Here is a 25,186-nt window from a genome sequence, read left to right on the forward strand (position 1 = left end):
GCAGGTGCTGGATCGCGCCCACCCTAACCCCTCCCGCTTACGGGAGGGGGACTGTTTCATCGCGCCATCACGAACGGTTCAAGGCCCGCAAGGCGCGTCACCGGCTCGGGCTTCGGCAGCTGGCGCGCCTTCAAGCCGGTCACCGCCCGGGCCATCGCCGCGATGTGCGCTGGCGTCGATCCGCAGCAGCCGCCCAGCACATTGACCTGCCCATGGTCGGCCCATTCCTTGACCAGACCTGCCGTGGTGTCGGGCATCTCGTCGTACTCGCCCAGTTCGTTGGGAAGCCCGGCGTTGGGATAGACCATGATCAGCGTATCGGCGATGTCCGACAGCGCGCGCACGTGCGGGCGCAGCTGCGTCGCGCCGAACGAGCAGTTGAGGCCGATCGTCACCGGCTTCGCGTGCCGCACCGCGTACCAGAACGCCTCGACCGTGTGGCCCGACAGGTTGCGGCCCGACAGGTCGGTCAGCGTCATCGACAGCATGATCGGCACTTCGCGGCCCAGATCCTGTTCCAGCAGCTTGACCGCCATGATCCCGGCCTTGGCGTTCAACGTATCGAACACCGTCTCGATCAGGATGAAGTCGGCCCCGCCTTCGACCAGCGCGGCGGCCTGCTCCTTGTAGACATCGACCAGCGTGTCCCAGTCGATCTCGCGGAAGCCCGGATCGTTGACGTCGGGCGACAAGGACAGCGTCTTGTTGGTCGGCCCGATCGCACCCGCCACGAAGCGCGGACGGCCGTCCCTGGCCTGATATTCATCGGCCAGACGGCGCGCCAGCTTGGCGCTTTCGAGGTTGATCTCGCGCACCAGATGTTCGGCGGCGTAATCGGCCTGGCTGATGCGGTTGGCACTGAAGGTGTTGGTCTCGGCAATGTCCGCGCCCGCTTCGAAATAGGCGCGATGGATCGCCTCGGGCACTTCGGGCTTGGTCAGCGCGAGGATGTCGTTGTTGCCCTTCTGGTCCTTCGCCAGCCCCAGCCTGCCGGCATAGTCTTCTTCCGACAGCTTCCAGTTCTGGATCTCTGTGCCGAACGCACCATCGGTAATCAGGATGCGCTGGCTGGCCGCTTCAAGAAATGCGGCGCGGGCGGGAGAGGATGTCAGCATCAGGCGGTCTTTCCGGGTACGGGGCGCAGGCCGAGCAGGTGACACGTCGCATAGGACAAGTCGGCACGGTTGAGCGTATAGAAATGGAAATCGCGGACCCCGCCCGCGTAAAGGCGGCGGCACAGGTCGGCGGCCATCACCGCCGAAACGAGCCCACGCGGGCCGGGTCGTTCGTCGAGGCCCTCGAACATCGCCTCCATCCACGCAGGGATTTCGGTGTTGGCACTCATCCGGCGGATCGCGGCAAAGTTGGTCACTGGCATGATCCCCGGCAGGATCGGCGCGGTGATCCCGGCCGCCAGCGCCTTGTCCATGAAGCGGAACCAGGCGTCGGTCGAAAAGAAAAACTGGCTGATCGCGCGGGTAGCCCCGGCATCGAGCTTGCGCTTCAGGTTGTCGAGATCGGCTTCGAGGCTGGCCGATTCCGGATGCGCCTCGGGATAGGCGGCGACCGAAATCTCGAAATCGTGGCGTTTCTTCAGTCCCGCGACCAGTTCGGCGGCGTTGCGATAGCCTTCTGGGTGCGGCACGAAGCGCCCGCCGTCCGACGGCGGCGGATCGCCGCGCAGCGCGACGATGTGGCGCACGCCCGCCTCCCAGTACTGGTCAGCGATCTCGTCGATCTCGGCCTTGCTCGCCGCGACGCAGGTCAGGTGCGCGGCGGGAACGAGGGCAGTTTCCTGCACGATGCGTGACACCGTGGCATGGGTGCGTTCGCGCGTGGTGCCGCCCGCGCCATAGGTCACCGAAACGAACTTGGGCGCCAGCGGGGCCAGTGTCACCACCGTCTCCCACAGCTGCTCGGCCATGGCCTCGGTCTTGGGCGGAAAGAATTCGAAGGACACCGCGATGTCGCCGGGAAGCCCTGCAAACAGCGGTTGGTCGAGCACTTGGTCTTTGGTCATCCTGTCCTCCGGAGCGAGGTCGCTCCCTGTTCCGCGCGGCGCACGCCGATCCAGATCTTGACGATCAGTTCGTGCCCGGCGAGCGCGCGCTCGGCTTGCAAGGCATAGCCGGCGTCGGTGAAAAGCTTGGTCATCTGCGCATCGGAAAAGCCGAGGCGCGCATGGGCGTGGCGCTCGCGCAAGTCTTCCCGGGCATGCGCGGCGAAATCCACCACCGCCAGCCGCCCTCCTTCGTGAGTGACGCGGGCGGCTTCGGCCAGCACCAGTTCGGGCGCCTGCGCATAGTGCAGCACCTGGTGCAACAGCACCGTGTCGAAGCCCGCCCCATCGAACGGCAGGTCGGTGAAATCGCCCCGCACCAGTTCGAACCGCCCGGCGGGCAAGTCCTGCAACCGCGCGCGGGCAAGCCGCAGCATTTCCGGGCTCTTGTCCAGCCCAACTACGCGGGTGGCGCGGGCTGCGAACAGTTCGGCCATGCGGCCCGTGCCCGTGCCGATGTCGAGCAACTGGCCGAGGCTTTCATCGCCCAGCATTGCGGCCAGTGCCGATTCTACCGGACCATCGGCAATGTGCAGGCTGCGCAAGCTGTCCCATTCTTCCGCATGGGCAGCAAAATAGTCTTCGGCGTGCGCCTGTCGGCTCTGCCGGATCGCGTCGAGATGGCGACGGTCAGCCTCGCAGTCGATCGCGAAGGCGGGATCGTTCGCCTCGCCCGCCGCCAGCAACGCGGCCAGCGCGGTCTTGAGTCCCGGCGCGCCTTCGGCCACGCCGCTGCGCAGGAACACCCAGCCACCTTCGCGACGACGCTCGGCAAGGCCTGCATCACACAGGATCTTGACGTGGCGCGACACCCGGGGCTGGCTTTGCCCAAGCACTTGCGCCAGTTCCCCCACCGCCAGTTCCATGCTGGCGAGCAGCCGCATGATCCGCAGGCGGGTCGGATCGGCAAGGGCGCGAAGGGAATCCAGCAAGGTCACGCGACGGGCATATAAAGCATTCTTTATATGGGTCAACGGACTGCGGATTTATGTGGCCTCTGTGCAGACGCGGCGATAGAAACGGCGCAAGCGGGCATCATGCCTGTCCAAGTCCATGAAATCGTTCGAGAGGGACCCGATGAAGAAGTTCGCGATCACCGCATTTGCCGCGGCCGCCGCCCTGTCCCTGGCCGCCTGTGGCAAGTCCGACGACGCCTCGCAGGAAGCCGCGGCCGACAACGTCGAGATGCCGGCCGACGACCTGCCCGCGGTCGAACCGTCCGCCGCCGCCCCGGCCCCCCAGAAGGAAGCCCCCGCCGCCGACGCCTCGCAGGCCGCATTGAGCGCCGAGGATGCCGCCAAGAGCGCCGCCGACAGCGCCGTCTCCGCCGCCGAAGCCGCCCGCGCCGCTGCCGCTGCTGCCGAAACTGGCACCGAGAAGCCCGCGCCGCAGCAGTAAGTCGCTGATGCGCCTCGCCTTCCTGATCCTTCCGCTGGTGCTGGCCGGGTGTTCCAAGGACACCGACCCCGGCCCCGGCGGCGTGACCGTGGGCGAGGCCAAGGCGCTCGACGCAGCGGCGGAAAGGCTTGAAAACAGGCCGAAACCGCCGCTCGTCGAAGCGACTGTCCCCGCCGAACTGGCGAGCGTTCCGGCAGGCGAAGCGACTCCCTAGTCGAAGCTGACCCTAGTCGAAGCTTACTTTGCCGCGCCCGGCCTTCACCGCGCCGCGCTTCTTCTTGCCTTCCAGCCGCGCGGTCTTGCCCACGCGGTTAAGCCTTGATTTCGCGCGCTTTTGCGGAAGGTTGCAGGCCTCGCGCAGCAGGTCCGCCAACCGCTTGCGCCCATCCTCGCGGTTCTGTTCCTGCGTGCGGTAGCTGCGCGCGGTCAGCACGATCTCGCCCTTGGCGGTCATCTTCGAACCCGCCAACTCCTTCAAACGATGAAAGATTTCCGGCGGGAGGCGCAGCGCGAAGACATCGATCCGCAATTGCGCGGCGGTGGCCACCTTGTTGACGTTCTGTCCGCCGGGACCGGCCGAGGCGATGAAACTTTCCTCGACCAGGTCCATGGCCCGCGCAACGAGAGCCTCGGCCAAGCTCACAGGGTAAAGCCAAGATCTTGAAAATCTTCGGGAATCGGGGATTCCGCCGCCACCGGCGGCTTGCCGTCGCGGGGCACTTCGATGGCGCGCGCGTGGAGCAGGGTGCGAGCCGCGCCGGTGCCGTCACCGTAGATCGGATCGCCGACCAGCGCATGGCCCAATCCGGTGAGCGCGTGGACGCGAATCTGGTGGGTGCGCCCGGTTTCGGGGCGGAACTCGACCAGCGACAAGCCATTGTTTTCAGACAGAACCTTCCAGTGCGTCCGCGCGGGCTTGCCCTTCTTCGCTGCGATCATCCGCCAGCCCTCGGCCTCGGAACTGATCTTCGACAGCGCCAGATCGATGGTGCCTTCAGCGGCACCTAAAGCGCCCTGAACGACACCTAGATAGACCTTGGTGACACTGCGCGCCTCGAAAGCGGCGTTGAACCGCTTCAGAGCCTTGGGGTTGCGCGCCAGCAGCAGGCAGCCCGAGGTGTCGCGGTCGAGACGGTGGACCGGCACCGGCGGGCGCTGGAACCCGAAGCGCAGCTCGTCGAGGTAGTCCTCGAGACTCACCCCGCCAGCGCGCGGGCGGTCGAGCGGCAGCCCGGCGGGCTTGTCGATCACCAGCGCTTCGCCGTCTTCGAACAGAATGGAAAAATCGATCATGCAACGGCTCCGGCGATACGACGCAACGCCTCGGCCAACTGGGCCTCGTCTGCGGCAAAGGAAATGCGAAAACCGTCGCGGCCACCGAAGGCCGAGGCGGGTACGATGGCGACGCCATGGTCGAGCAGGTGCATCGCCAGCGCATCGTCATCACCGAAGCGCGCCATCAGCGGCGCGGCATCGACCATGCAATAGAACGCGCCATCGGGCACGGGGGCGGAAAGCCCCGGAATCGCGTTGATCGCGGCGACCACGCTGTCCCGCCGCGCGCGGAAGCGTTCGCGCCAGTCGATCAGGAAATCCTGCGGTCCTTCGAAAGCGGCGACGGCGGCGGCCTGCGAAATCGAGGCCGGGTTGCCCGACGAATGCGATTGCAGCTTGGCCATGGCCTGAATCAGCCAGAGCGGCCCGGCGGCAACCCCGATGCGAAAACCCGTCATCGCGTGGCTTTTCGACACGCCAGAGACGGTCAGCACGCGGGTCGCAAGATCGGGGCATTCGACGGCCAGCGTGGCGTGCGCGCCTTCGACATAGCGCAGCGGCGCGTAGATATCGTCGCTCATCACCAGCACGCGCGGGTGGCGACGCAGCACCTCGCCCAGCGCGCGGATGTCTTCGGCAGGATACGTCGCGCCGGTGGGATTGCCGGGGCTGTTGAGCAGCAGCCAGCGCGTCTGCGGCGTGATCGCGGCTTCGAGCTGATCGGCGCTGATGCGGAAACCGCTGGCGGCGGTGGTCGGCAGGTCCACCACGCTTGCCCCGGCAAAGCGCACGATTTCGGGGTAGCTCACCCACCACGGACTGGGCACCAGCACCTCGTCACCCGGATCGAGCGTGGCGAGCAGCGCGTGGAAGATCGCCTGCTTGCCACCCGCGCTGACGATGACCTGCGACGGCGGCACCACCAGCCCCAGATCGCGTTCGAAGTGCAGCGCGGCGGCCTTCCTCAACGCGGGCGTACCCGCGACGGCGGTATAGCGCGTGTCGCCCGCATCGAGCGCGCGCTTGGCGGCCTCGACCACGTGGGCGGGCGTCGCGAAATCCGGTTCGCCCACCGAGAGCGAGATCACGTCCTTGCCTGCCAGCCGAAGTTCCATCGCACGGTCGGTCATGGCGGTGGTGCGCGAGGGCGCGATGCGCGACAGCGCGGCGGAAAGCTGGTGTGTCATCAGGGAGTTACTCGCCGTGGAGCCGTGCGGGACAAAGGCCGCGCACCGCATTGCCGACGAAGAAACCGCCGGAAAGATCATCGAGCGTGAGGTCCGCTTCCTCGGCCCGGCCCGCCTCGATCAGGCTGCGGCGCAGCACGCCGGGCAGCAGGCCGGTTGCGGCGCGCGGGGTGAGCAGGCGGCCATCGCGTTCGACGAACAGGTTGGTGAAGCTGCCTTCGGTGACAAGGCCATCGTCGCGCACCAGCAGCGCCTCGCCCGCGCCGGAGCGCTTGGCGACCTTGAGCGCCTCTTCGTAGAAGCCGCGATCGGTGGACTTGTGGCGCAGACGCCAGTCGCCGCTGGAAACGGGCAGCGGCAGCGCGATGCAGGCGACGGGGCCGGCAAAGGCCGGCGGCATCGGCGCGGCTTCGAGCGCATGGGCGCCCTGCCGCGACACCAGCAGGCGCACCTTGGCCGGGGCATCCAGATCGAAGCACAGCGCATGGATCGCGTTGCGCACCGCGTGGCGATCGAAGCTGAAGCCAAGCTCGGCGGCGCTCGCCTTCAGGCGTTCCAGATGGAGTTCGAGCAGCGCGATTCCGCTGGCCGGGTCGAAGGCCATGGTCTCGATCAGATCGGCATTGCCGGCGGACAGACGCAAGAAACTCCCCTTCACCACGCATTCGCGCCATTCGCGCGCCAGGGTGGAATCGGCGACGATGCCCGATCCGACCCCCATGGTGGCGCGTCCTCCCTGCGCATCCCGATGATCGGGCACAAGGCGGAGAGTCCGGATTGCCACATTGAACGCGGCATCGCCAGTGCTGTCCAAGCGGCCCACCGCACCGCAGTAAGCCCCGCGGGCATCGCGCTCCACTTCGTCGATCAGTTCCATCGCGCGGATCTTGGGCGCGCCGGTGATCGAGCCGCAGGGGAAGATCGCGCGCAGCAGGTCGGCGGCGCTGGTTTCGGGCCGCAGCCGGGCGCGCACGGTCGTCACCATCTGGTGGACGGTGGGATAGGTCTCGACCGCGAAGGGGGCCTCGACCCGCACCGAGCCTGCCTGCGCCACGCGCGACAGGTCGTTGCGCATCAGGTCGACGATCATCAGGTTTTCGGCGCGATCCTTGGGATTGGCGGCCAGCCCTTCGCGCAGGGCCTCGTCCTCCGCCGCCGTGCCACCGCGCCGCGCGGTGCCCTTCATCGGGCGCACCGTGGCTTCGCCATCGCGGACCGAAAAGAACAGTTCGGGCGAGAACGAGAGGTGCCAGTGCGCGCCGTCCCAGATCAGCCCGCCGTACCCGGCCCGCGCATCGGCGCGGATGGCGCGGTAGATCGCCAGCGGATCGCCCGCCCATGTTCCGCCGAGCGGAAAGGTGAGGTTAGCCTGATAGATGTCGCCGCTGCGGATGGCATCCTGAATACGCGCGAAGGCCGCGCCGTAGCTGCCGGTGCTGAGTTGCGGATCGAGCGGGCCAAGCCGACCGGGGCCGCTGGCTTCGCGTGCCAGCCACGCCTCGACCTCATCGCCCGTCAGCTCCCGCCAGCCATCGAAGCGCGCGAACCACACCAGCGGCCCGCCCGCGCCGGTCTTGGCATGGGCCAGAGGGGCAAGTCGCGGTTCGAGCGCAAGGCCCGCTTCGTAGGCAATGAAGCCCGCCCAATCCCCCGGCGTGGCGGCGATGCGCGCAAGCGCGTCGTCCACCTCGTGCGCGCGGCGCGCGACGACGATCTCGCGCGCGTCGGTGTAGAGCCGAGAGGGGCTGGTGCCGGTCTGCCGGGCATCGTCGAGAAGAATGAAGGGCGCGCGCATGAGGGTGTCGCGCGCCTTAGCCGTTTGACGGCGGGGATGCAAAAGGGGGCGTGCGGGATGGTGCCCATGCGGCGTGTTCCCCGTTTGCAAACTGCCGCCTGCGGCCTAGACCTTGGGCACAAGGCAGCGAAGGACAATACCCATGGGCGAGATCGTGATCGGGCTTGGCGCGGATGGGCAGCAGCAGGTGCTGCGGCTCGATCGGGCGAACCGGCACGGGCTGGTTGCGGGCGCGACCGGCACGGGCAAGACGGTGACGCTGCAGGGCATCGCGGAGCAGTTCAGCCGCGCGGGCGTGCCGGTATTCATGGCCGACGTGAAGGGCGATCTTTCCGGAATCGCCATGCCCGGCAGCCCCACCTTCAAGAACGCCGACAGGCTGGAGGCGCGCGCGAAGGAAGTCGGCATCACCGACTATGCCTATGCCGACAATCCGGCGGTGTTCTGGGATCTGTATGGCGAGGCCGGGCATCCGATCCGCACCACGATCTCGGAAATGGGCCCGGTGCTGCTGGCGCGGCTGCTGGGGCTGAACGAAACGCAGGAAGGCGTGCTCAACATCGCGTTCCGATACGCCGACGACAATGGCCTGCTGCTGATCGATATGGCCGACCTGCAATCGGTGCTGGTCGCCTGCGCGGAAGCAGCGAGTGAACTTGCCACGCGCTACGGCAATGTCTCCAAGGCCAGCGTCGGCACGATCCAGCGGCAGTTGCTCGCCTTCGAATCGCAGGGCGCGGACCGTTTCTTTGGCGAGCCCGCCTTCGAGATCAACGACTTCCTGAAGGTGGACGACCAGGGGCGCGGCATGGTCAACGTGCTCGCGGCGGAAAAGCTGATGCAGAGCCCCAAGCTCTACGCCACGTTCCTGCTGTGGCTGCTGTCCGAACTGTTCGAAGCGCTGCCCGAAGTGGGCGATCCCGAAAAGCCCTGCCTCGTGTTCTTCTTCGACGAGGCGCACCTCTTGTTCGAGGATGCCCCGCAGGCGCTGTTCGAGAAGGTGGAGCAGGTGGTGCGCCTGATCCGGTCGAAGGGGGTGGGCGTCTATTTCGTCACGCAGAACCCGATCGACATCCCCGAAAAGATCGCAGGCCAGCTCGGCAACCGCGTTCAGCACGCGCTGCGCGCCTTCACCCCGCGCGACCAGAAGGCGATCAAGGCCGCCGCCGAAACCTTTCGCATCAATCCCGATCTCGACGTGGAAAAGGCGATCACCGAGCTGAAAGTGGGCGAGGCGCTGGTCTCCACGCTTGATGCCGATGGCGCGCCCAGTGTGGTTCAGCGCACGCTGGTGGCGCCGCCACGCTCGCGGCTGGGGCCGGTCAGCCCCAAGGAACGCGCGGTGATCCAGTCGATCAGCCCGTTCGAGGGCAAGTACGATACCGCCGTGAACCGCGAGAGCGCCGCCGAAGTGCTGGCGCAAAAGGCGAGCGATGCCGCCGCCGCCGCGCAGCAGGTGGAAGAACAGGGCGAAGTCGCGCAGCGCGGCACCGCGCGTCAGTCGCCCAGCCTGTGGGGCAAGGCCGGCAAGGCCGCCGTGGGTGCGGTGGCAAGTTCGGCGGGCGCAGTGATCGCGGCAGAGATCATGGGCAAGAAGTCGCGCGCTTCGCCCGTCTCCTCGGGGCTTTCCGCCGTGGTCGGCACGGTGGCGACGCAGATCGGCGGCGCGGCGTTCGGACGGTTTGCGCGCGGGCTGCTGGGCGGCCTGTTGCGCTGAACGCGCTTACGACAGGGGCAGGCGCAGCTCGGCGGTGAGGCCGACGATCGTGCCGTCTTGACGCCGGTTGGCGAGCGTGAGGTTGCCGCCGTGCTGTTCGGCAATGGCGCGGGCCAGCGCGAGGCCCAGCCCTGCCCCGCCGGTAGCCGAATTGCGTGAAGCTTCCAGCCGGGTGAACGGTTCCATCATGCGCGCTATGGCATCTTCGGGGATGCCGGGGCCGTCGTCCTCCACGCGCAGCACGGCATGGCGTCCGTCGCGACGGAGCGAGACGCGCGCGCGCGCGCCATAGCGCAGCGCATTGGAGACGAGGTTGCGCAACGCGCGCCGCAGCCATGTGGGGCGCAGCGGCAGGACCAGGCGCTCGGTGTCGGCGAGATCGACGTCCTCGCCCATGTCCTCGTATTCGCCCACCACGTCGGCTACCAGCGCGGACAGCTGGGTGCTTTCGACCGGATCGGTCGGACGGCCGACGCGCGCGAGCGAGAGGATGTCGTCGAGCGAGCGGGTGATGTCCTCGATCGTGGCGGCCATGCGCGCGCGCTCGGCATCATCGTCCACAGCCTCGATCCGCACGCGCAGCGCGGCGAGCGGGGTCTTGAGGTCGTGGCCGATCGCGCCCAGCATCACGTCCTTTTCATCGAGCAGTGAAACGATGCGCTGCTCCATCGCGTTGTGCGCCTCGATCAGCAATTGGACGTCCTCCGGCCCCTGCGGCGCGAGCTGGCCATCGAGCGAGCGGTCGGCGGCGAACGCATCGACGCGGCGGGTCAGCGCCTTCAGCGGTCGGGCGATGCGGCGCACGATCAACGCGGTGGCGCCGACCAGCACGACGTACGTGAACAGCGTCTGCAACAGGATCGAGGCGAGGATGCGTCCTTCGTCTGCCGGGACCACCACGCGCGCGACCAGCCAGCCGCCGTCGTTCTGACGCAGCGCAGCCACGATCACGCGGCGGGGATCGCCTGCTGCCTGCTGGGCTCGCTTGCGTGCAACCCAGTCCGTCAGCTCGGGATCTGCGATCAGCGCGCGCTCGACCACCACGACCTGCGCGGCGGGAAGGCCTTGCGCCTCGAGCACTTCGTGCAGCGCGCCTTCGGCATCGTGGCGGCGGTGATCGGTCGGCACCGGGGCGAAGTCGCGCTCGACGCGCAGGCGCAGGCGGCGGGGCAGACGGAAGCCGTCGTCGGGCGGGGGACGGCGGTCACGCGCCTCGGTCGGTGGCCCGTCAGGCGGCCCGTCCTGCGCAGGCTGGCCGAGCAGACGAAAGGCCAGCGCGTTGACCATGCCGTTGAGATGCCGCTCGTGCTGGGCGCGCCACATCAGGCCGGAGGAAATGCCCTGCGCCACCATCAAAGCCAGTGCGAGCGCCAGCAGCATCTGCCCTTGCAGGCTGCGCGGCCAGACTGGCAGGCGGCGGATGCGGTACGAGAGCGAGGCCACCCGCGCGTCAGTCCGTCGCGGGCAGCTTGCGCACTTCGGCGGCGAGCATGTAGCCGCCGCCCCAGACAGTCTGCACGAGTTGGGGATTGCGGCTGTCGGCCTCGATCTTGCGGCGCAGGCGGCTGATCTGATTGTCGATGGCGCGGTCGAACAGGTGCGCCTCCCGGCCCTGCACCATGTCGAGCAGGCGGTCGCGGTCGAGCACCTGGCGCGGATGGTCGAGGAAGGCCATGAGCAGGCGGAACTCCGCCGAGGAAATGGCAACGCCTGCGCCTTCGGGATCAGTCAGGCGGCGCTTGAGCGGATCGAGACTCCAGCCTTCGAAGTGATAGACCACGGCGTCGTTCGGCTCGGCAGGCTGGCGCGCGGCGCGGCGCAGCACGCTGCGGATGCGAGCGACCAGCTCGCGCGGGTCGAAAGGCTTCACCACATAATCGTCGGCGCCGATCTCGAGCCCGACGATGCGGTCGGTAGCCTCGCCCCGCGCGGTGATGAAGATGACCGGCAGACGCCGCGCCTCGACCAGATGGCGGCAAAGCGAAAGGCCGTCCTCGCCCGGCATCATGATGTCGAGCAGGGCGATGTCGGGCCGGTGCTCTCCTTGGCCCTCGACCAGTCGGCTGCGCGCCTCGGCGGCAGTGCCGGCCTGGGTGACGACGAAGCCCTGGCGGACAAGGTAGTCCGCCAGAGGCTCGCGCAGCGCGGGTTCGTCGTCGACGAGCAGGACACGGGTGGGCGTGGTTTCGATCATGCCGTCGGGCTTAGCGCAAGTTCAGCAGGGGATCACTCGCCCGGAGGCGGCGGGGGCATGTCGCCCATCGGTTCTCCGTCACGGGCGTGCGGGCGCATCGCCTTGAACGCGGCGCGGCGTTCCTCCGGCGTGATCTTGCCGTCGTGGTTGGCGTCGGCCTTGTCGAAGTGCGCCTTCACCGCTGCATCGTATTCGGCGCGGGTGACGGTGCCGTCCTTGTTGGCATCGGCCATCATCGCGATCATGCCACCCATCATGTCGTGGCCGCCCATGCGGTGCTCGCCCATGCCGTGCTGACCCATGCCGCCGGGGGGCGGAGGACCGTCCATCGCCATCGGGCCGTCCTTGTGCTCCATCATGCCACGGTGGTGTGCGATGAACTCGTCGCGGCTGATCGCGCCGTCGTGGTTGGTGTCGATCTCGTCGAACTTCTGCACCAGCTTGGCGTCGCGGTCGGCCTGGTCGAGCTTGCCGTCCTTGTTGACGTCGAGCCGGGTCCACGCCTCGTCCGCCTTGGCCTTGGCTTCGGCCCAGGTGATCGCGCCGTCACCATCAGCGTCGGCGCCATGGTGCATCGGCGCGGGCGTGGCGGCATAGAGCCCGCCCGCACCGAGCGCGAGCGCGGCGGCGGAAAGGCCAAGTGCGAGCTTCTTCATGGCGATGGAACTCCAACAGGTTGGAAAAGAAGGGGGAGGAAGCTGCGGGGTCGGCTGGGCGGCGAATGAAGGGGGAGTGCTCCGCCGCCCGATTCATGGGGGACTGGAATGACCGTCCGCCGCAACTTCCTTGAACCCTGATATAGGTACGCCTTGTCGCGCGACTATGCCAGGATAAGCGGATTATTGTCGCAGTTTGTCGCCGACGTGCGCCACGGTTCATCGCCGCGCAAGCTGCGCCCGGCTCAGCCCATCACGAAGGCGTTGAGCTTGTTGCCATCGGGATCGCGGAAATAGGCGGCATAGAACCCGCCGTCGCCGCGCGGGCCGGGCGCGCCTTCGCACGTGCCGCCATGAGCGAGCGCGATGGCGTGGAGACGATCGACCTGCTCCTTGTCCTTCGCTTCGAACGCAACCATCACGCCGCTGCCCACGCTGGCGGGGTTGCCGTCGAACGGTTTGGTCAGCCCGATCCCCGCCCCGCCGCCGGGCGCGCCCCAGGCGATCGCCCCGTCCCATTCCATCATGCGCCCGACGCCCATTTCGGCGGCGATGGCATCGTAGAAGGCGGCCCCGCGCGCGAGGTCGCTGGTGCCCAGCGTGACATATCCGATCATGATCGTTCTCCATCCGGCCGAATCGGCCTATATGGAGAACGTATCACGAACATTCAGCGTCGCAAGCGCCCTGTCACAGCGGTGCGCAGGCCGCTTCCAGCCAGGCGAGGTCCTCCCCCGAAAGCTGGGGGGCGAGGATTGCGCGCGTGGCTGCGTGGTAGGCATTCCACCACGCGCGCTCCTCTGCCGTGAGCAGGGCAGGCTCAACCAGCGCGCGGTCGATCGGCACGTGGGTGAGCGTCTCGAAGCCGTAGAACTCGCCTTCGCTCCCGGCGATCTCGCGGCGTTCGACCAGGATCAGATTCTCGATGCGGATGCCGTATTCGCCGGTCTTGTAGTAGCCCGGCTCGTTCGAAAGGATCATGCCGGGGACCAGATCCTGCCCGGTTCCGGCCTGCCCGCCCCCGGCCTTGGCGATACGCTGCGGCCCTTCGTGGACCGACAGGAAGCTGCCCACGCCGTGTCCGGTGCCATGCGCGTAGTCGAGGCCCGCATCCCACAGGAACTGCCGCGCCAGAACGTCCAGCTGGCTGCCGGCGGTGCCCCTGGGGAAGACCGCGCGCGCGAGCGCGATGTGGCCCTTGAGCACGCGGGTGAAGCGATCTTTCACCTCGACGGGCGGGGCATCCGGGCCAATCCAGACGGTGCGGGTGATGTCGGTGGTGCCATCGACGTACTGCCCGCCCGAATCGACGAGGTAGACGCTGTTGGGTTCGAGCGGACGGTTGGTTTCCTCGCTGACGCGGTAGTGGACGACCGCTCCATTGGGTCCTGCCCCCGAGATCGTGTCGAACGACAAGTCGCGCAACAGGCCGCCCTCCGCACGGAAGGCCTCCAGCTTGTCCGAGGCGGCCAGTTCGGTGACGCCGCCCTGCGGGGCGGTGGTCGCGACCCAGTGGAGGAAGCGGGCGACCGAAGCCCCGTCGCGTGCCTGCGCGGCCTTGTGCCCCGCCTGTTCGACCGGGTTCTTGATCGCCTTGGGCAGCACGGTGGGATCGGTCAGCGGCACGACCGTCGCCCCGGCCTTTTCCAACAGCGTGAAGATCGCGGCGACCGCGCGTTCGGGATCGACCCCCACGCGCTTGTTCGCAAGGCTCTGAAGCGCGCTCACGAAGGCGGCGCGATCGCGAATACGCACGGCATTGCCGAGGTGCGCGACGAGGTCGGGCGTGACCTTTTCGGGCGCGATGAACAGGTCCGCCGTGCCATCCACATGGGCCAGCACGAACGAGAGCGCGACCGGCGTGCGTTCTACGTCGCGCCCACGCACGTTGAGCAGCCAGGCGATCGAATCGAGCGCGGAGATCACCACGGCGTCGAGCGTGTTGGCGGCAAGCCATTCGGCAACGGCGGCGCGCTTTTCAGTGCCCGATTGCCCGGCATGTTGGTCCGCATGGACCAGCGCCGGGGCGAGGGAGGGCGCAGGGCGATCCTCCCACACCGCATCGACCGGATTGTGCTCCACCGCAACGAGGCTAGCGCCGCGGTTGGCCAAAGCCTTGGCCACACCTTCGGCCCAGCCCCGCGAATGGAGCCAGGCATCGTGGCCGATCCTGCCGCCTTCGGGCGCGTTTTCGCCCAGCCAGGCGGCGACCGAGGTCTGCGGGACCGACTGGTACTCCCAGAAGCGGCCATCGACCTGATCGCGCACCTGCAACGTGTAGCGGCCATCAACGAAGATCGCGGCCTTGTCCTTCAATACGACGGCGGTGCCCGCCGAACCACCGAAGCCGGTCAGCCAGGCGAGGCGCTGGGCATAGGCGCCGACATATTCGCTCATGTGTTCGTCAGAGATGGGGATGACGAAGCCATCGAGACCTTGCGCGGCCAGTTGCTTGCGCAGCGCGTCGAGACGGGCTTCATGGGTGTGCATCAGCATGAGTCTTGTCCTGGTCGGAATTTGTGCCGCCTTGCGGGCGTGATGCGGGGAACATAGATGCGAGGGATGGAACAGACCACCCCTGCCGCCCCCGCCTTCCCACCTGTCGCCGCAAAGAAGCCCCACAGCTTCACGCACCACGGCGTGACCGTGACCGACGACTACGCCTGGCTGCGCGATCCGGGCTATCCCGAGGTGGCCGACAAGGCGGTGCTGGCGCACCTCGAAGCCGAGAACGCGTGGTTCGAGGCGCGGATGAAGCCGCACCAGCCGGTGCTGGACAAGCTGTTCACCGAAATGCGTGCGCGGATCAAGGAAGCCGACACCTCGGTGCCGCAGAAGGATGGCGATTTCCTCTACTGGATCTCGTTCGAGGAAGGCGCCGAATACAAGAAGTGGTGGCGCAGGCCCGTGGGCGCGGCGGACGATGGCAGCGCGGATGAGCTGATCCTAGACGAAGTGGCGCTGGCCGAGGGGCACGAATACTTCCGGCTGGGCGCGATCTCGGTCTCGAGCGACGGCACGAAGCTGGCGTGGGCGGTGGACGACAACGGCTCGGAACGCTTCACCGCGCGGATCAAGGTGCTGGCCACCGGCGAGGTGCTGCCCGACGTGATCGAGGGTACCAATTCGGGGCTGATCTGGGTGAAGGGCGACACCGGCATCGTCTATTCGCTCGCCAACGAGAGCTGGCGCACGGACAACGTACGGCTGCACTGGCTGGGCCAGCCGGTCGAGCAGGACGTGGAACTGTACCACGAGGACGACGAAGGCTTTCGCGCCGGCGCGGCGCTCTCGGCCAACGAGAAATGGTTGATCCTGTCGACCGGCGACCACGAGACCAACGAAGTGCGGCTGGTGCCCACCGACGATCCCCTGGCGCCGCCGATCCTCGTGCGCGAGCGTTTGGCGGGGGTGGAATACGACGTCGATGAGCGCGACGGCGTGCTCTATGTCCACGCCAACGACACCCACGAGAACTTCCGCCTCGCCACTGCTCCGCTGGACCGTCCCGGCGAATGGACCACGCTGATCGAGGGTAGCGACGATTTCTACCTGACCGGGTTCGAGCTGTTCCGCGACTTCTACGTGGTCGAAGGCCGGTCTCGCGGGCTGGATCGCATCGAGGTGCGCTATTACGACGATCCGACGCGGATCGAGCCGATCGCGTTCCCCGAGGCGAGCTATGAAGCAGGGCTGGCCGACAATCCCGAATGGGCGGTCGACAAGTTGCGGGTGAGCTATGAATCGATGGTCAGCCCGGCCTCGGTCTATGACTACCACGTCGCCGACAAGCGGCTCGAACTGTTGAAGGTGCAGGAGATCCCGAGCGGCTACGACGCCTCGCTCTATGAAACCGCGCGGCTGGAAATCACCGCTCGGGATGGCACGGCGGTGCCGGTGTCGGTGCTGTGGCGCAAGGATCGACCGACGGGAGGCCCGCTGCACCTCTATGGCTACGGCGCCTATGGCATCGCCATCGGGCCGGGCTTCTCGACCTCGCGGCTCAGCCTCGTCGATCGCGGCTTTGCCTATGCCATCGCGCATATCCGTGGCGGCGACGATCTGGGGCGGCGCTGGTACAAGGACGGCAAGCTGGAGAAGCGCACCAACACCTTCCACGACTTCGTCGACGTGGCCAAGGGGCTCATCGAGCGCGGCTTCACGCGAGCCGGACGCATCTCGATCTCGGGCGGCTCGGCGGGCGGCGAACTGATGGGCGCGGTGATCAATTCCGACCCCGAGCTGTTCGGCGCCGTGGTGGCGCACGTGCCCTTCGTCGACGTGCTGGCGACGATGCTCGATGAAAGCCTGCCGCTGACGCCGGGCGAATGGCCCGAATGGGGCAACCCGATCGAGGACAAGGCGGCGTTCGAGCTGATCCGCTCCTATTCGCCCTACGATCAGGTGCGCGCCCAGGCCTATCCGCCGCTGCTGGTGACGGCAGGCCTGAACGATCCCCGCGTGACCTATTGGGAACCGGCCAAGTGGGTGGCGAAGCTGCGCGAGCTGAAGACAGATGACAGCGAACTGCTGCTCAAGACCAACATGGGCGCAGGGCATGGCGGCAAGTCGGGCCGGTTCGAAAGCTTGAAGGAAGTGGCCGAGGAGTTCGCCTTCGTGCTGTGGCAACTGGGAGTTCCCGCTTGAGCAGCCGCCATGCCCTCACCTTCACCGCGGGGCCCGAACACATCGACGTGATGGGCCATGTCAACAACGCGGTGTGGGTGCAGTGGATGGAAGCACTGGCCGTGGCGCACTGGGAGGCCGTAGCGCCCGCCGACCATCAGGCGGCGTACGTCTGGGTCGTGACGCGACACGAAATCGACTATCGCGGCAACATCGGCGACGGCGAGAGCGTCACCGCCGAGACCTTCATCCCCCACGCCCCCAGCGGCGCACGGTTCGACCGCTGCGTCGAATTCCGCGATGCAGGCGGCAAGGTGATCGTCAGCGCCAAAACTACCTGGGCGCTGCTCGACAAGGCAAGCGGACGGCTGCTGCGCGTGCCCGCCGAGGTGGCCGCGCCATTCCTTCCCGCCTGACCCTGCTCAGGACGCGGCGATCGCTTCGGGAATGGCGAATGCCGTAAGCTTTTCGCGCATGGTGCGATTGCGGCCAAAGCGCTTGGCTTCGTAGAGCAGGCGGTCGCAATGAGCGTAGAGCGCTTCGAACCGCGCGCCGAGATCGCCACGCGTATCGTGCTCGACCAGTCCCATGCTCGCGGTGACCAGCCGGTCGAGCCCCGGCAGGTCGGCCGCGATGCGCGCGCTGATCGCGCGGCGGCGGCGTTCGGCGCGTTCGGCGGAGTCGGGCCCGCGCAGCAACAGCAGGAACTCCTCGCCACCCATCCGCACCGCGCGGGTGTCGGCATCGCTGGCCAGCACCGCCGCCACCGAGCGGAGGACGGCATCGCCCATGGCGTGGCCGTGCTGGTCGTTGACCGCCTTGAAGTGATCGAGATCCAGCACCGCCATCGTGCGGAAGCCTTTGGCGAACAGATCATCGAACCGGCGTTCGATCGAGCGGCGGTTCCACAGGCCCGTCAGCGCATCGCGCCCGGCGACGCCTTCAAGTTCGAGCGCAAGCGCGGTGGCGCTGTCACGCTGGCGACGCAGTTCGAACAAACGGCTGAGAATGCCGATCGAGCTGGCGATAACCTCCACCGCCAGCGCCAGTTGCTGCGCGGCGACCGAATTGGTGGGGTGTCCATCCGGCAGGATATAAAGCGCCACGCGATAGAGCGCGACGGCAACGGCCGGGGCCGACCCCACGATCTGGAACCACACAAGGCGACTGCCCCGCCGCCAGGCCTCGACCACCCCCACCACGATCATCACGAGCGCCAGACCCATGCCGAGGTACATCTGCATCGTGGAGTAGGGCCGAAGCCAGGCGAAGGGCAGTGCCGAAACGACTCCACAGGCGAGCGTGACCATTGCCGTGGCGCTCATGGCCACCTTCGTCCGGCGGCTCAACACCTCGGGTTCAAGGAAGGTCGCGCCGAACTTCAGCGCGCTCGCCCCCATCAACCCGTAGCAGAAGCTGGATATTGCCCCTTCCATGAAGATCGGCAGGTCGCCGAGGATATGGATAAATCCGGTGCCGACCAGCGCCTGCACCATCATCGTGAAGATCAGCACCGTGTGCCACACCACGTAGGACTGCCGCAGCACGAACCAGAAACCGCCATTGAGCAGCAGCGGCACCAGCAGCATCCCGCCGATCGCCGCCACCGCCACGATCTTACCGAGGCTCCACCCGCTGCCCATCGGCATGGTGTCGAGCCTGGCATCGCTGGCCAGCGTCTTGGACCAGGGCGCAACAATGCGCGCGATGACGAAACGGCTGTCGTCATGCACCGGAGGCAGTGCTGCGGCGATCAGCGGCCCGACGCCCATATGGTGGACCTGCGCCGCGTCGATGTGCGCCGCCCGGCTGGTGCCGTCGGCGTCGATCACCGTCAGGTCGATGCTTTCGAAGGTGGAGGCGTGGGTGACGAACCCTGCCGCGCCCGGGGCCTGCCCGGCGGGCAGCAGGCGGAAGCGGACGAAAACAACGTCGTCGGTGATCGAGTAGTTGTCATCGCGGCAGCGCCAGCGCCCTTGTGCGATCTGCGCCGCGCTTTCGTCCAGCCGTGCGCCCGCATGGCAGGTTTCGGCAACGGGCAACGGGGCGGCCACGGCGCCCCCCGATCCCACGAGTGCAAGAAGCACGGCGAGGCACATTGCGACGAACCGTCGCAAAATGCCCCCTCGATGCTTCTTGTACCCCGACATGACGCCTTCATAGAACGTCATGTCTTATTCGAAGTTAAATCAGTTTAGAACGAGTTCGGTTGCAATGTGTTCGTAGCCGAGTTCGCGCGCGACCGCTTCATAGGTCACCTGCCCGGCATGGACGTTGAGCCCCGCCGCAAGGTGCGGATCGCAGCGCAGCGCCTCCTTCCACCCCAGATCGGCGATACGCAGCGCGTGCGGCAGGGTGACGTTGTTGAGCGCATAGGTGCTGGTGCGCGCCACAGCGCCGGGCATGTTGGCGACGCAATAGTGCACAATGCCATCGACGATGTAGGTCGGGTCCGCATGGGTCGTGGCATGACTGGTCTCGAAGCAGCCACCCTGGTCGATCGCCACGTCGACCAGTACCGCGCCGGGCTTCATCGTGCCGAGCATTTCGCGCGTCACCAGCTTGGGGGCGGCCGCGCCGGGGATCAGCACCGCGCCGATCACGAGGTCAGCCTCGGCCACCGCCGCCGCGAGGTTGGCGCGATTCGAAAAGCGCGTCTTGGCACGCGCCTCGAAGTGGATGCCGAGCCGTTCAAGCGCGTCGGGATCTCGATCCAGAACGGTGACATCCGCGCCCAGCCCCACCGCCATCTGTGCGGCATTGAACCCCACCACGCCGCCGCCGATGATCGCCACCTTGCCCGGCAAAACGCCCGGTACGCCACCCAGCAGCACGCCGCGCCCGCCATGCGCCTTTTCCAGCGCGGTCGCGCCCGCCTGGATCGACATGCGCCCCGCGACCTGGCTCATCGGCTTGAGCAGCGGCAGCGAATGGTTGGGGCCGGTGACCGTCTCGTAGGCGATGGCGGTGACGCCGGACTTCACCAGATCGGCGGTCTGTTCGGGATCGGGCGCGAGGTGGAGGTAGGTGTAGAGCACCTGCCCTGCACGCAGCATGGCGCGCTCGATTGCCTGCGGTTCCTTGACCTTCACGATCATCTCGCAGGCATCAAAAACCGTCTTGGCATCGGGCTGGATCGACGCGCCGGCGGCTGCGTAATCAGCGTCGGTCGCGCCGATGCCCAGCCCTGCGCCGGTCTCGACCCAGACCTGGTGACCATGCGCAACCAGTTCGCGCGCGCTCTCGGGGGTCAGGCCCACCCGGTATTCGTGGTTCTTGATCTCGCGAACGGTGCCGACGCGCATGGTGGATCTCCCCAATTCGATGTGGCGAGGAGAATACGCGCAGAAAGGCGCAATGTTTCACCTGATTGGGACTTGCTTGAATGCTTGAATGGGAAATATTCTCTTTCCACCCGGAAATTTCGGAAGGTTCTTGCGTGGAGCGTGCAGACATCGCGCTGATCGAGGCGCTGCAGCGCGATTCGTCGCGCTCGATCGCGGAACTGGCCGAACAGGTGGCGCTCTCGCCTTCGGCCTGCCACCGGCGCGTACGCGCGCTGGAAGAACGTGGAGTGATCGAAGGCTATGCCGCCCGGCTCGATCCTCGAAAGCTGGGGCTTTCGGTCGAAGTCTTCGTCGAGATCACGCTCACCAGCCAGAGCCGGGAGGCAATGGACCGCTTTGAACGCGCCGTAGGCGATTTCGACGACATCCTCGAATGCCACCTGATGAGCGGCAGCGCCGACTACCTGCTGCGCGTGGCGGCGGCGGACCTGGAACAGTACGATGCGATCCACCGCGATTGCCTCGCCCGCCTGCCGGGCGTCTCGGCCATGCGGTCGAGCTTCTCGCTGCGCAGGATCAAGCGCTTTGCGGGTTATCCGGTGCGGCGGGCCTGACCCGGCGATTGCGCGCAGGCGGTCCAGGTGCATGGCCCGCGCTGTCGAGCAGACGCAGCGGGCTGCCCGGCTCGTCCAGCCCGAACCGCTCGGCAACTTGGCGCTTGAAGGCCGTAATCGCCTCCTCGTCATTGAGGTGCGAGACGGAAAAGCGGTGGAGCACCATTTCCTCGGTCACGTCGACCAGCGTCAGCGAACGCGCGCCGACGGTTTCTGCCAGACGCGAGACGTTGAAGCCGTCTGCGAGATACCACGAATCGCGATCCCAGCTGACGATGCGCCGCGCGCAATAGCGGCACTGGCTAAGGTGCGATCCGTCGTCATCGTGCTCAATCCGGCGTTCGGGACGGTGCAGACGGGTGAACCAGCATTGGGTCAGGGCTCGCATAGCGCTCTCCTCATCGCCGCGCCAAACGGTGGTCGGAGGACGGCGGCATTCGGACCGGCAAGCCGGTGGGAGACGAGGGAGGAGAATACCTGCCCGCCGGTCCAAGCCCAAGGACGGCGGGCGCAAGCGATGGTTAAGGGGGGCTTCCGGCCCTGGCTACCTCACAGCGGATTGCCGTCCTTGTCGCGATAGATCTCGCGACGGCCGACGTGGTTGGAGGGGCCGACAAAGCCGTCGGCCTCCATCCGCTCGATCCACTTGGACGCGGTGTTGTAGCCCACGCCCATCTGGCGTTGGATCCAGCTGGCCGAGGCCTTCTGGCTTTCGAACACCAGCTGGCACACCTGCCGATACTTGCGCTCCTCGGGGTTGTCCGAAGCCGTGGCGTCGAGATCGTCGAAGCCGAAGCCGCCATCTTCGGGCTCCTCGGTAACCGAATCGACGTAGTCGGGGCTACCCTGCTTGCGCCAGTGATCGGCCACGCGCTCGACCTCCTCGTCGCTGACGAAGGGGCCGTGGACGCGTTTGATCGGATCGGTGTTGGGCTTGTAGAGCATGTCGCCCTTGCCCAGCAACTGTTCGGCGCCCTGTTCGCCAAGGATCGTGCGGCTGTCGATGCGGCTGGTCACGGCAAAGCTGATGCGGGTGGGCAGGTTGGCCTTGATCACGCCGGTGATGACGTCGACCGAGGGGCGCTGCGTCGCCATGATCAGGTGGATGCCCGCCGCGCGGCTCTTCTGCGCGAGCCGCTGGATCAGCACTTCGACTTCCTTGCCGACGGTGACCATAAGGTCGGCCAGTTCGTCGACGATGACCACGATCTGCGGCAGCACCTGGTAATCGAGCTGCTGTTCCTCGAACAGTTGCTCGCCCGTCTCGGGATCGAAGCCCACTTCGACCCGGCGGCCCAGCGGCTTGCCCTTGGACGCGGCGGCGCGCACCTTTTCGTTGAAGCCCGTCAGGTTGCGCACGCCGATGGAGGACATCTGGCGATAGCGCCGCTCCATCTCCTCGACCGCCCATTTCAGCGCACGCACCGCCTTGGCCGGTTCGGTGACCACGGGCGAGAGCAGGTGCGGAATGTCGTCGTAGGACTTGAGTTCCAGCACCTTGGGATCGACGAGGATCAGGCGGCACTGCGCAGGGGTCAGGCGGTAGAGCAGCGAGAGCAGGATGCAGTTGAGCCCGACCGACTTGCCCGAGCCGGTAGTGCCCGCCACCAGCAGGTGGGGCATGGTGGCAAGGTCGGCGACGATGGGCTCGCCCGCGATGTCCTTGCCCAGGATGATCGGCAGCAGCGCCTTCGAGCTGGCGAACTTGTCGCATTCGACCAGCTCGCGGAAGGAGACCATGTCGCGCACGGCATTGGGCAGCTCGATACCCATCACGCTGCGCCCCGGAATCGAGGAAACGCGCGCCGAGATCGCGCTCATGTTGCGGGCGACGTCGTCGGCGAGGCCGATCACGCGGCTGGCCTTGATGCCGGGCGCGGGCTCCAGCTCGTACATGGTCACGACCGGACCGGTGCGAACGGCGGTGATCTCGCCCTTGACGTTGAAGTCGTCGAGCACGTTTTCGAGCAGGCGCGCGTTGCGTTCGAGCGCGAGCTTGTCGATCTTGGGCTGAGAATTGGGCGCTGGCTCTTCCAGCAGGCCGGTCGAGGGCAGCTCGTACTTGTCGAACAGGTCACCCTGCCGCAGCTTCGCCCCGCCGGGAATGGGCGCGGCGACGGGCGGGCGGCTGGGATCGCTGATCTCGGTCGGGCGGCGCGCGGCGGCGGCGGAGTCCGCTTCCGGCTCGGCGAAGATGGCGGCAGGCTCGGCCGCTTTGGGCGGGCGCGGCTTGCGCGCAGGCGCGGTCAGCCCCTCGGGCGAATCGGGGACCACCGAGGCGGGGACGCGGCGCAGGACCCCCGGGATCGCAAGCAGGCGCGCCCATTCGAACGCAAAGACGCGGCTGGCCGCAAAAGCGCCAAGGCCCAACGTGACGAGCGCGAGGGCTAGGATGATCCAACCCTCGATCGCCGGCGCCAGATGGGCCGCGCTGCGGATCGCGGCGGCGCCCAGCAGGCCGGTCAGCCCGCCCACGCCTGCGGGAAGCGTGCCGCCCGGCGCGGTGAAGGCAAGCGACGCGGTCGTGCCGAGCAGCGCCATCGCGAGCGCCAGATGGAACGCCTGTCGCCACCATGCCGGTTCGGGCAACAGATCCTCGTCCTCGTCGTCGGGGCCTTCGTCGATCAGATCGCCCGCGGCATCCCACAGGCGGCGAGCATAGACGTAGAGCAGCGGCACCAGCAGCGCACCGGGCAGGCCGAAGAACAGCAGCACGCGCTCGGCCGTCCAGGCACCGGGCAGGCCCATCCAGTTCTCGACTGGGCTGCCCGAAGCGGTACTGCCGGAAGGGTCGGTCTGGGTATAGCTGACGAGCGCGAGCGCGAGGAACACCAGCGCGGCGAACAGTGTCGCACCACCGATCAGCTCGGCGCTGCGGCGCAGGCTGCGTCGCAGGATCGCGCGCCAGTCGCCGCGTGCACCGGAAGCCGTGCGCGCCCGGGACGCCCCCGCAGGTGATAGTGCCCGGCTAGCCATTGCGATCCCTTCCGTTCCTTGTGGAACATAATGCGCTCGAAGGGGAGTCACCGTCAAGAATCCACGGGATTCCAGCGTGGTTTTCCTAAGCCGAAAGCCCGTCGATCGCGGCCCAGCCGTGGACCGGCAGCCGCGCGGCGCGCATTGCGGTCATTCCGCCCAGCGCCAGCACCGGCACGCACGAACGCCGCGCCAGCAGAAGGAAGCGCACCGGGCCCAGCACCGTCCCGCCGGGATGCGAGCGCGTGGGGAACACCGGCGAAAGCAGCACGGCGTCGGCACGTGTGCGGGAGACCTCGCGGATCTCACGCAGCGAATGCGCGGTGAGAATGCGCAAGCCCGTGCCGAGCCCGTCGTCCGCCCCTCCATAGACGCCGTCGATCCGCCAGCCACGTTGCGGGCGGCTCGCCAGCACGACCACGCCCCGCGCCCGGCACAGCCGCGCCAGCGCGCGAAAGCGGGCATCGCGCTCGCGTAAGGGCAGGTGATAGTGCCGGAACACGAAGCCGGCGCCGTGCGGCAGGCGAGCGATGGCGCGGGCCAGCACGGCATCGTTGCGCGCATCGGACAGCAGCAGGCGCCGTGGCGGCAGGACGGGGTGGCGCTTCGCCATGCCCGCGCTATAGCACCGCGCCATGACCGCGCCAGATGCCTCCCCCTCGCTCTCCCCGCTCGACGATGTGCGCGCCCGCATCGCGCAGGCCGCGAAGATCGCGCGCCGCGATGCCGCCGACGTGACGCTGGTGGCGATTTCGAAGACCAAGCCTGTCGAAGACGTGCTGGCGCTGATCGCGCAAGGCCAGCGCGTGTTCGGCGAAAACCGCGTGCAGGAAGCGCAGGCCAAGTTCCCCGCGATCCGCGAAGCCCATCCCGACCTGGCGCTGCACCTTGTCGGCCAGCTCCAGTCGAACAAGGCAGAGGACGCGGTCGCGCTGTTCGATTGCATTCATTCGCTGGACCGCCCCTCGCTGCTGACCGCGCTCGCCCGCGCGATGGACAAGCTGGACAAGCGCGTGCCGCTGTTCGTGCAGGTGAACATCGGCGCGGAAGAGCAGAAGGGCGGCTGCGCCGTCGCCGATGTCCCCGCACTGCTGGCCCAAGCGCGCGCGGCCGACCTGCCGGTGCAGGGCCTGATGTGCGTGCCACCTGCCGGGATAGAGGCCGCGCCGTTCTTCGCGCTGCTGGCCAAGCTCGCCGCCGACAATGGCCTTGCCAAGCTGTCGATGGGCATGAGCGACGATTTCGAGACAGCGGTGACGCTCGGCGCCACCCACGTCCGCATCGGCTCGGCGCTGTTCGGGGCGCGCTGAAACGCGCCATCGCGGTTAACCTTGGCGTAATGCGCCACCCAAGGTTTGCCCACCGGCGGCCTTAACCGATCCCCCGTCTTCGCCCGCTATGC

24 protein-coding genes are annotated in these 25,186 nt (G+C 67.5%); 7 read left to right on the forward strand and 17 right to left on the reverse strand.

Annotation, left to right across the window (positions count from 1 at the left end; genetic code table 11):
- Window positions 1-56: 56 nt before the first annotated feature.
- From K3A84_RS13215 to K3A84_RS13225, 3 genes are read right to left on the reverse strand one after another with little or no spacing between them, the layout of a single operon-like run.
- Window positions 57-1,115 carry a homocysteine S-methyltransferase family protein gene (locus K3A84_RS13215; protein ID WP_225009809.1) on the reverse strand — a complete coding sequence of 353 codons (1,059 nt, stop codon included), beginning with the start codon at window positions 1,113-1,115 and terminating at the stop codon, window positions 57-59.
- The gene (metF, locus tag K3A84_RS13220) at window positions 1,115-2,020 is read right to left on the reverse strand and encodes a methylenetetrahydrofolate reductase [NAD(P)H] (protein ID WP_225009810.1); all 906 of its coding nucleotides are present in this window, start codon (window positions 2,018-2,020) and stop codon (window positions 1,115-1,117) included. Before metF ends, K3A84_RS13215 begins: the two co-directional genes overlap by 1 nt.
- Complete coding sequence (locus K3A84_RS13225) at window positions 2,017-2,997, reverse strand: ArsR/SmtB family transcription factor (protein WP_225009811.1); 981 nt, start codon at window positions 2,995-2,997, stop codon at window positions 2,017-2,019. Before K3A84_RS13225 ends, metF begins: the two co-directional genes overlap by 4 nt.
- Before the next feature lie 139 nt (window positions 2,998-3,136).
- Here K3A84_RS13225 and K3A84_RS20390 point away from each other — a divergent pair, with 139 nt between their 5' ends.
- Both K3A84_RS20390 and K3A84_RS13235 read left to right on the forward strand, forming a co-directional pair.
- Complete coding sequence (locus K3A84_RS20390; RefSeq protein WP_263626279.1) at window positions 3,137-3,457, forward strand: hypothetical protein; 321 nt, start codon at window positions 3,137-3,139, stop codon at window positions 3,455-3,457.
- Window positions 3,458-3,464: 7 nt separating this feature from the next.
- Window positions 3,465-3,671: a hypothetical protein gene (locus K3A84_RS13235; protein WP_225009812.1), complete on the forward strand. Its 207-nt coding sequence runs from the start codon at window positions 3,465-3,467 to the stop codon at window positions 3,669-3,671.
- A 12-nt stretch (window positions 3,672-3,683) separates the two neighbouring features.
- Here the strand turns inward: K3A84_RS13235 and arfB are convergent, their stop codons facing one another.
- From arfB to pabB, 4 genes are read right to left on the reverse strand one after another with little or no spacing between them, the layout of a single operon-like run.
- The gene (arfB, locus tag K3A84_RS13240; protein WP_404823156.1) at window positions 3,684-4,100 is read right to left on the reverse strand and encodes an alternative ribosome rescue aminoacyl-tRNA hydrolase ArfB; all 417 of its coding nucleotides are present in this window, start codon (window positions 4,098-4,100) and stop codon (window positions 3,684-3,686) included.
- A complete protein-coding gene (locus K3A84_RS13245; RefSeq protein WP_225009814.1) occupies window positions 4,097-4,750 on the reverse strand; it encodes an RluA family pseudouridine synthase in 654 nt (217 codons plus the stop codon). Before K3A84_RS13245 ends, arfB begins: the two co-directional genes overlap by 4 nt.
- Window positions 4,747-5,919 carry a pyridoxal phosphate-dependent aminotransferase gene (locus K3A84_RS13250; protein WP_225009815.1) on the reverse strand — a complete coding sequence of 391 codons (1,173 nt, stop codon included), beginning with the start codon at window positions 5,917-5,919 and terminating at the stop codon, window positions 4,747-4,749. The genes K3A84_RS13245 and K3A84_RS13250 overlap by 4 nt, the downstream gene beginning before the upstream one ends.
- Window positions 5,920-5,926: 7 nt before the next feature.
- Window positions 5,927-7,714, reverse strand: coding sequence for an aminodeoxychorismate synthase component I (gene pabB, locus K3A84_RS13255; protein ID WP_225009816.1), 1,788 nt, complete (start codon window positions 7,712-7,714; stop codon window positions 5,927-5,929).
- Between the two features lie 142 nt (window positions 7,715-7,856).
- Between pabB and K3A84_RS13260 the strand changes: the two genes are divergently transcribed.
- Window positions 7,857-9,431: a helicase HerA-like domain-containing protein gene (locus K3A84_RS13260; RefSeq protein WP_225009817.1), complete on the forward strand. Its 1,575-nt coding sequence runs from the start codon at window positions 7,857-7,859 to the stop codon at window positions 9,429-9,431.
- A gap of 6 nt (window positions 9,432-9,437) precedes the next feature.
- On the opposite strand, the gene K3A84_RS13265 is transcribed toward K3A84_RS13260, so the two are convergent.
- The 5 genes from K3A84_RS13265 to K3A84_RS13285 form a co-directional block, all read right to left on the reverse strand.
- On the reverse strand, window positions 9,438-10,874 hold the full coding sequence (locus tag K3A84_RS13265) for a sensor histidine kinase (protein WP_318248309.1): 1,437 nt from the start codon (window positions 10,872-10,874) through the stop codon (window positions 9,438-9,440).
- 7 nt (window positions 10,875-10,881) lie between these two features.
- A complete protein-coding gene (locus K3A84_RS13270; RefSeq protein WP_225009818.1) occupies window positions 10,882-11,625 on the reverse strand; it encodes a response regulator in 744 nt (247 codons plus the stop codon).
- Window positions 11,626-11,657: 32 nt separating this feature from the next.
- On the reverse strand, window positions 11,658-12,281 hold the full coding sequence (locus K3A84_RS13275) for an EF-hand domain-containing protein (RefSeq protein WP_225009819.1): 624 nt from the start codon (window positions 12,279-12,281) through the stop codon (window positions 11,658-11,660).
- A gap of 245 nt (window positions 12,282-12,526) precedes the next feature.
- Window positions 12,527-12,898, reverse strand: a complete 372-nt coding sequence (locus K3A84_RS13280; RefSeq protein WP_225009820.1) for a VOC family protein — start codon at window positions 12,896-12,898, stop codon at window positions 12,527-12,529.
- Between the two features lie 73 nt (window positions 12,899-12,971).
- Entirely contained in the window at window positions 12,972-14,771 is a 1,800-nt protein-coding gene (locus K3A84_RS13285; protein WP_225009877.1) for an aminopeptidase P family protein, read from the reverse strand.
- Between the two features lie 72 nt (window positions 14,772-14,843).
- Between K3A84_RS13285 and K3A84_RS13290 the strand changes: the two genes are divergently transcribed.
- Both K3A84_RS13290 and K3A84_RS13295 read left to right on the forward strand, forming a co-directional pair.
- Entirely contained in the window at window positions 14,844-16,928 is a 2,085-nt protein-coding gene (locus tag K3A84_RS13290; protein ID WP_225009821.1) for a S9 family peptidase, read from the forward strand.
- Window positions 16,925-17,323: an acyl-CoA thioesterase gene (locus tag K3A84_RS13295; protein WP_225009822.1), complete on the forward strand. Its 399-nt coding sequence runs from the start codon at window positions 16,925-16,927 to the stop codon at window positions 17,321-17,323. The genes K3A84_RS13290 and K3A84_RS13295 overlap by 4 nt, the downstream gene beginning before the upstream one ends.
- Window positions 17,324-17,329: 6 nt before the next feature.
- Here K3A84_RS13295 and K3A84_RS13300 read toward each other — a convergent pair whose 3' ends face one another.
- Complete coding sequence (locus K3A84_RS13300; RefSeq protein WP_225009823.1) at window positions 17,330-18,994, reverse strand: sensor domain-containing diguanylate cyclase; 1,665 nt, start codon at window positions 18,992-18,994, stop codon at window positions 17,330-17,332.
- 102 nt (window positions 18,995-19,096) lie between these two features.
- Complete coding sequence (ald, locus tag K3A84_RS13305) at window positions 19,097-20,212, reverse strand: alanine dehydrogenase (RefSeq protein ID WP_225009824.1); 1,116 nt, start codon at window positions 20,210-20,212, stop codon at window positions 19,097-19,099.
- A 134-nt stretch (window positions 20,213-20,346) separates the two neighbouring features.
- Between ald and K3A84_RS13310 the strand changes: the two genes are divergently transcribed.
- The gene (locus K3A84_RS13310) at window positions 20,347-20,808 is read left to right on the forward strand and encodes an Lrp/AsnC family transcriptional regulator (protein ID WP_225009825.1); all 462 of its coding nucleotides are present in this window, start codon (window positions 20,347-20,349) and stop codon (window positions 20,806-20,808) included.
- Here the strand turns inward: K3A84_RS13310 and K3A84_RS13315 are convergent.
- The 3 genes from K3A84_RS13315 to K3A84_RS13325 form a co-directional block, all read right to left on the reverse strand.
- Window positions 20,771-21,196, reverse strand: a complete 426-nt coding sequence (locus tag K3A84_RS13315) for a hypothetical protein (RefSeq protein WP_225009826.1) — start codon at window positions 21,194-21,196, stop codon at window positions 20,771-20,773. The two genes, K3A84_RS13310 and K3A84_RS13315, sit on opposite strands and share 38 nt — an antisense overlap.
- 161 nt (window positions 21,197-21,357) lie before the next feature.
- The gene (locus K3A84_RS13320; RefSeq protein ID WP_225009827.1) at window positions 21,358-23,784 is read right to left on the reverse strand and encodes an FtsK/SpoIIIE family DNA translocase; all 2,427 of its coding nucleotides are present in this window, start codon (window positions 23,782-23,784) and stop codon (window positions 21,358-21,360) included.
- An 85-nt stretch (window positions 23,785-23,869) separates the two neighbouring features.
- Entirely contained in the window at window positions 23,870-24,397 is a 528-nt protein-coding gene (locus K3A84_RS13325) for a thiamine phosphate synthase (protein ID WP_225009828.1), read from the reverse strand.
- Window positions 24,398-24,419: 22 nt separating this feature from the next.
- On the opposite strand from K3A84_RS13325, the gene K3A84_RS13330 reads away from it, so the two are divergent.
- Window positions 24,420-25,094, forward strand: a complete 675-nt coding sequence (locus K3A84_RS13330) for a YggS family pyridoxal phosphate-dependent enzyme (protein WP_225009829.1) — start codon at window positions 24,420-24,422, stop codon at window positions 25,092-25,094.
- The last annotated feature ends 92 nt before the right edge of the window (window positions 25,095-25,186 follow it).

The sequence above is a fragment of the Novosphingobium percolationis genome, assembly GCF_020179425.1.
Lineage (GTDB): Bacteria > Pseudomonadota > Alphaproteobacteria > Sphingomonadales > Sphingomonadaceae > Novosphingobium > Novosphingobium percolationis.

What these genes read in the sequence shown, in the direction of transcription:
- K3A84_RS20390 (WP_263626279.1), top strand. Translation starts at nt 3,137, where the DNA reads ATGAAGAAGTTCGCGATCACCGCATTTGCCGCGGCCGCCGCCCTGTCC.
- K3A84_RS13275 (WP_225009819.1), bottom strand. Translation starts at nt 12,281, where the DNA reads ATGAAGAAGCTCGCACTTGGCCTTTCCGCCGCCGCGCTCGCGCTCGGT.
- K3A84_RS13330 (WP_225009829.1), top strand. Translation starts at nt 24,420, where the DNA reads ATGACCGCGCCAGATGCCTCCCCCTCGCTCTCCCCGCTCGACGATGTG.
- K3A84_RS13250 (WP_225009815.1), bottom strand. Translation starts at nt 5,919, where the DNA reads ATGACACACCAGCTTTCCGCCGCGCTGTCGCGCATCGCGCCCTCGCGC.
- K3A84_RS13285 (WP_225009877.1), bottom strand. Translation starts at nt 14,771, where the DNA reads ATGCACACCCATGAAGCCCGTCTCGACGCGCTGCGCAAGCAACTGGCC.
- K3A84_RS13290 (WP_225009821.1), top strand. Translation starts at nt 14,844, where the DNA reads ATGGAACAGACCACCCCTGCCGCCCCCGCCTTCCCACCTGTCGCCGCA.
- K3A84_RS13215 (WP_225009809.1), bottom strand. Translation starts at nt 1,115, where the DNA reads ATGCTGACATCCTCTCCCGCCCGCGCCGCATTTCTTGAAGCGGCCAGC.
- K3A84_RS13235 (WP_225009812.1), top strand. Translation starts at nt 3,465, where the DNA reads ATGCGCCTCGCCTTCCTGATCCTTCCGCTGGTGCTGGCCGGGTGTTCC.
- K3A84_RS13270 (WP_225009818.1), bottom strand. Translation starts at nt 11,625, where the DNA reads ATGATCGAAACCACGCCCACCCGTGTCCTGCTCGTCGACGACGAACCC.
- ald (WP_225009824.1), bottom strand. Translation starts at nt 20,212, where the DNA reads ATGCGCGTCGGCACCGTTCGCGAGATCAAGAACCACGAATACCGGGTG.
- K3A84_RS13260 (WP_225009817.1), top strand. Translation starts at nt 7,857, where the DNA reads ATGGGCGAGATCGTGATCGGGCTTGGCGCGGATGGGCAGCAGCAGGTG.
- metF (WP_225009810.1), bottom strand. Translation starts at nt 2,020, where the DNA reads ATGACCAAAGACCAAGTGCTCGACCAACCGCTGTTTGCAGGGCTTCCC.
- K3A84_RS13320 (WP_225009827.1), bottom strand. Translation starts at nt 23,784, where the DNA reads ATGGCTAGCCGGGCACTATCACCTGCGGGGGCGTCCCGGGCGCGCACG.
- K3A84_RS13245 (WP_225009814.1), bottom strand. Translation starts at nt 4,750, where the DNA reads ATGATCGATTTTTCCATTCTGTTCGAAGACGGCGAAGCGCTGGTGATC.
- K3A84_RS13315 (WP_225009826.1), bottom strand. Translation starts at nt 21,196, where the DNA reads ATGCGAGCCCTGACCCAATGCTGGTTCACCCGTCTGCACCGTCCCGAA.
- K3A84_RS13280 (WP_225009820.1), bottom strand. Translation starts at nt 12,898, where the DNA reads ATGATCGGATATGTCACGCTGGGCACCAGCGACCTCGCGCGCGGGGCC.
- pabB (WP_225009816.1), bottom strand. Translation starts at nt 7,714, where the DNA reads ATGCGCGCGCCCTTCATTCTTCTCGACGATGCCCGGCAGACCGGCACC.
- K3A84_RS13325 (WP_225009828.1), bottom strand. Translation starts at nt 24,397, where the DNA reads ATGGCGAAGCGCCACCCCGTCCTGCCGCCACGGCGCCTGCTGCTGTCC.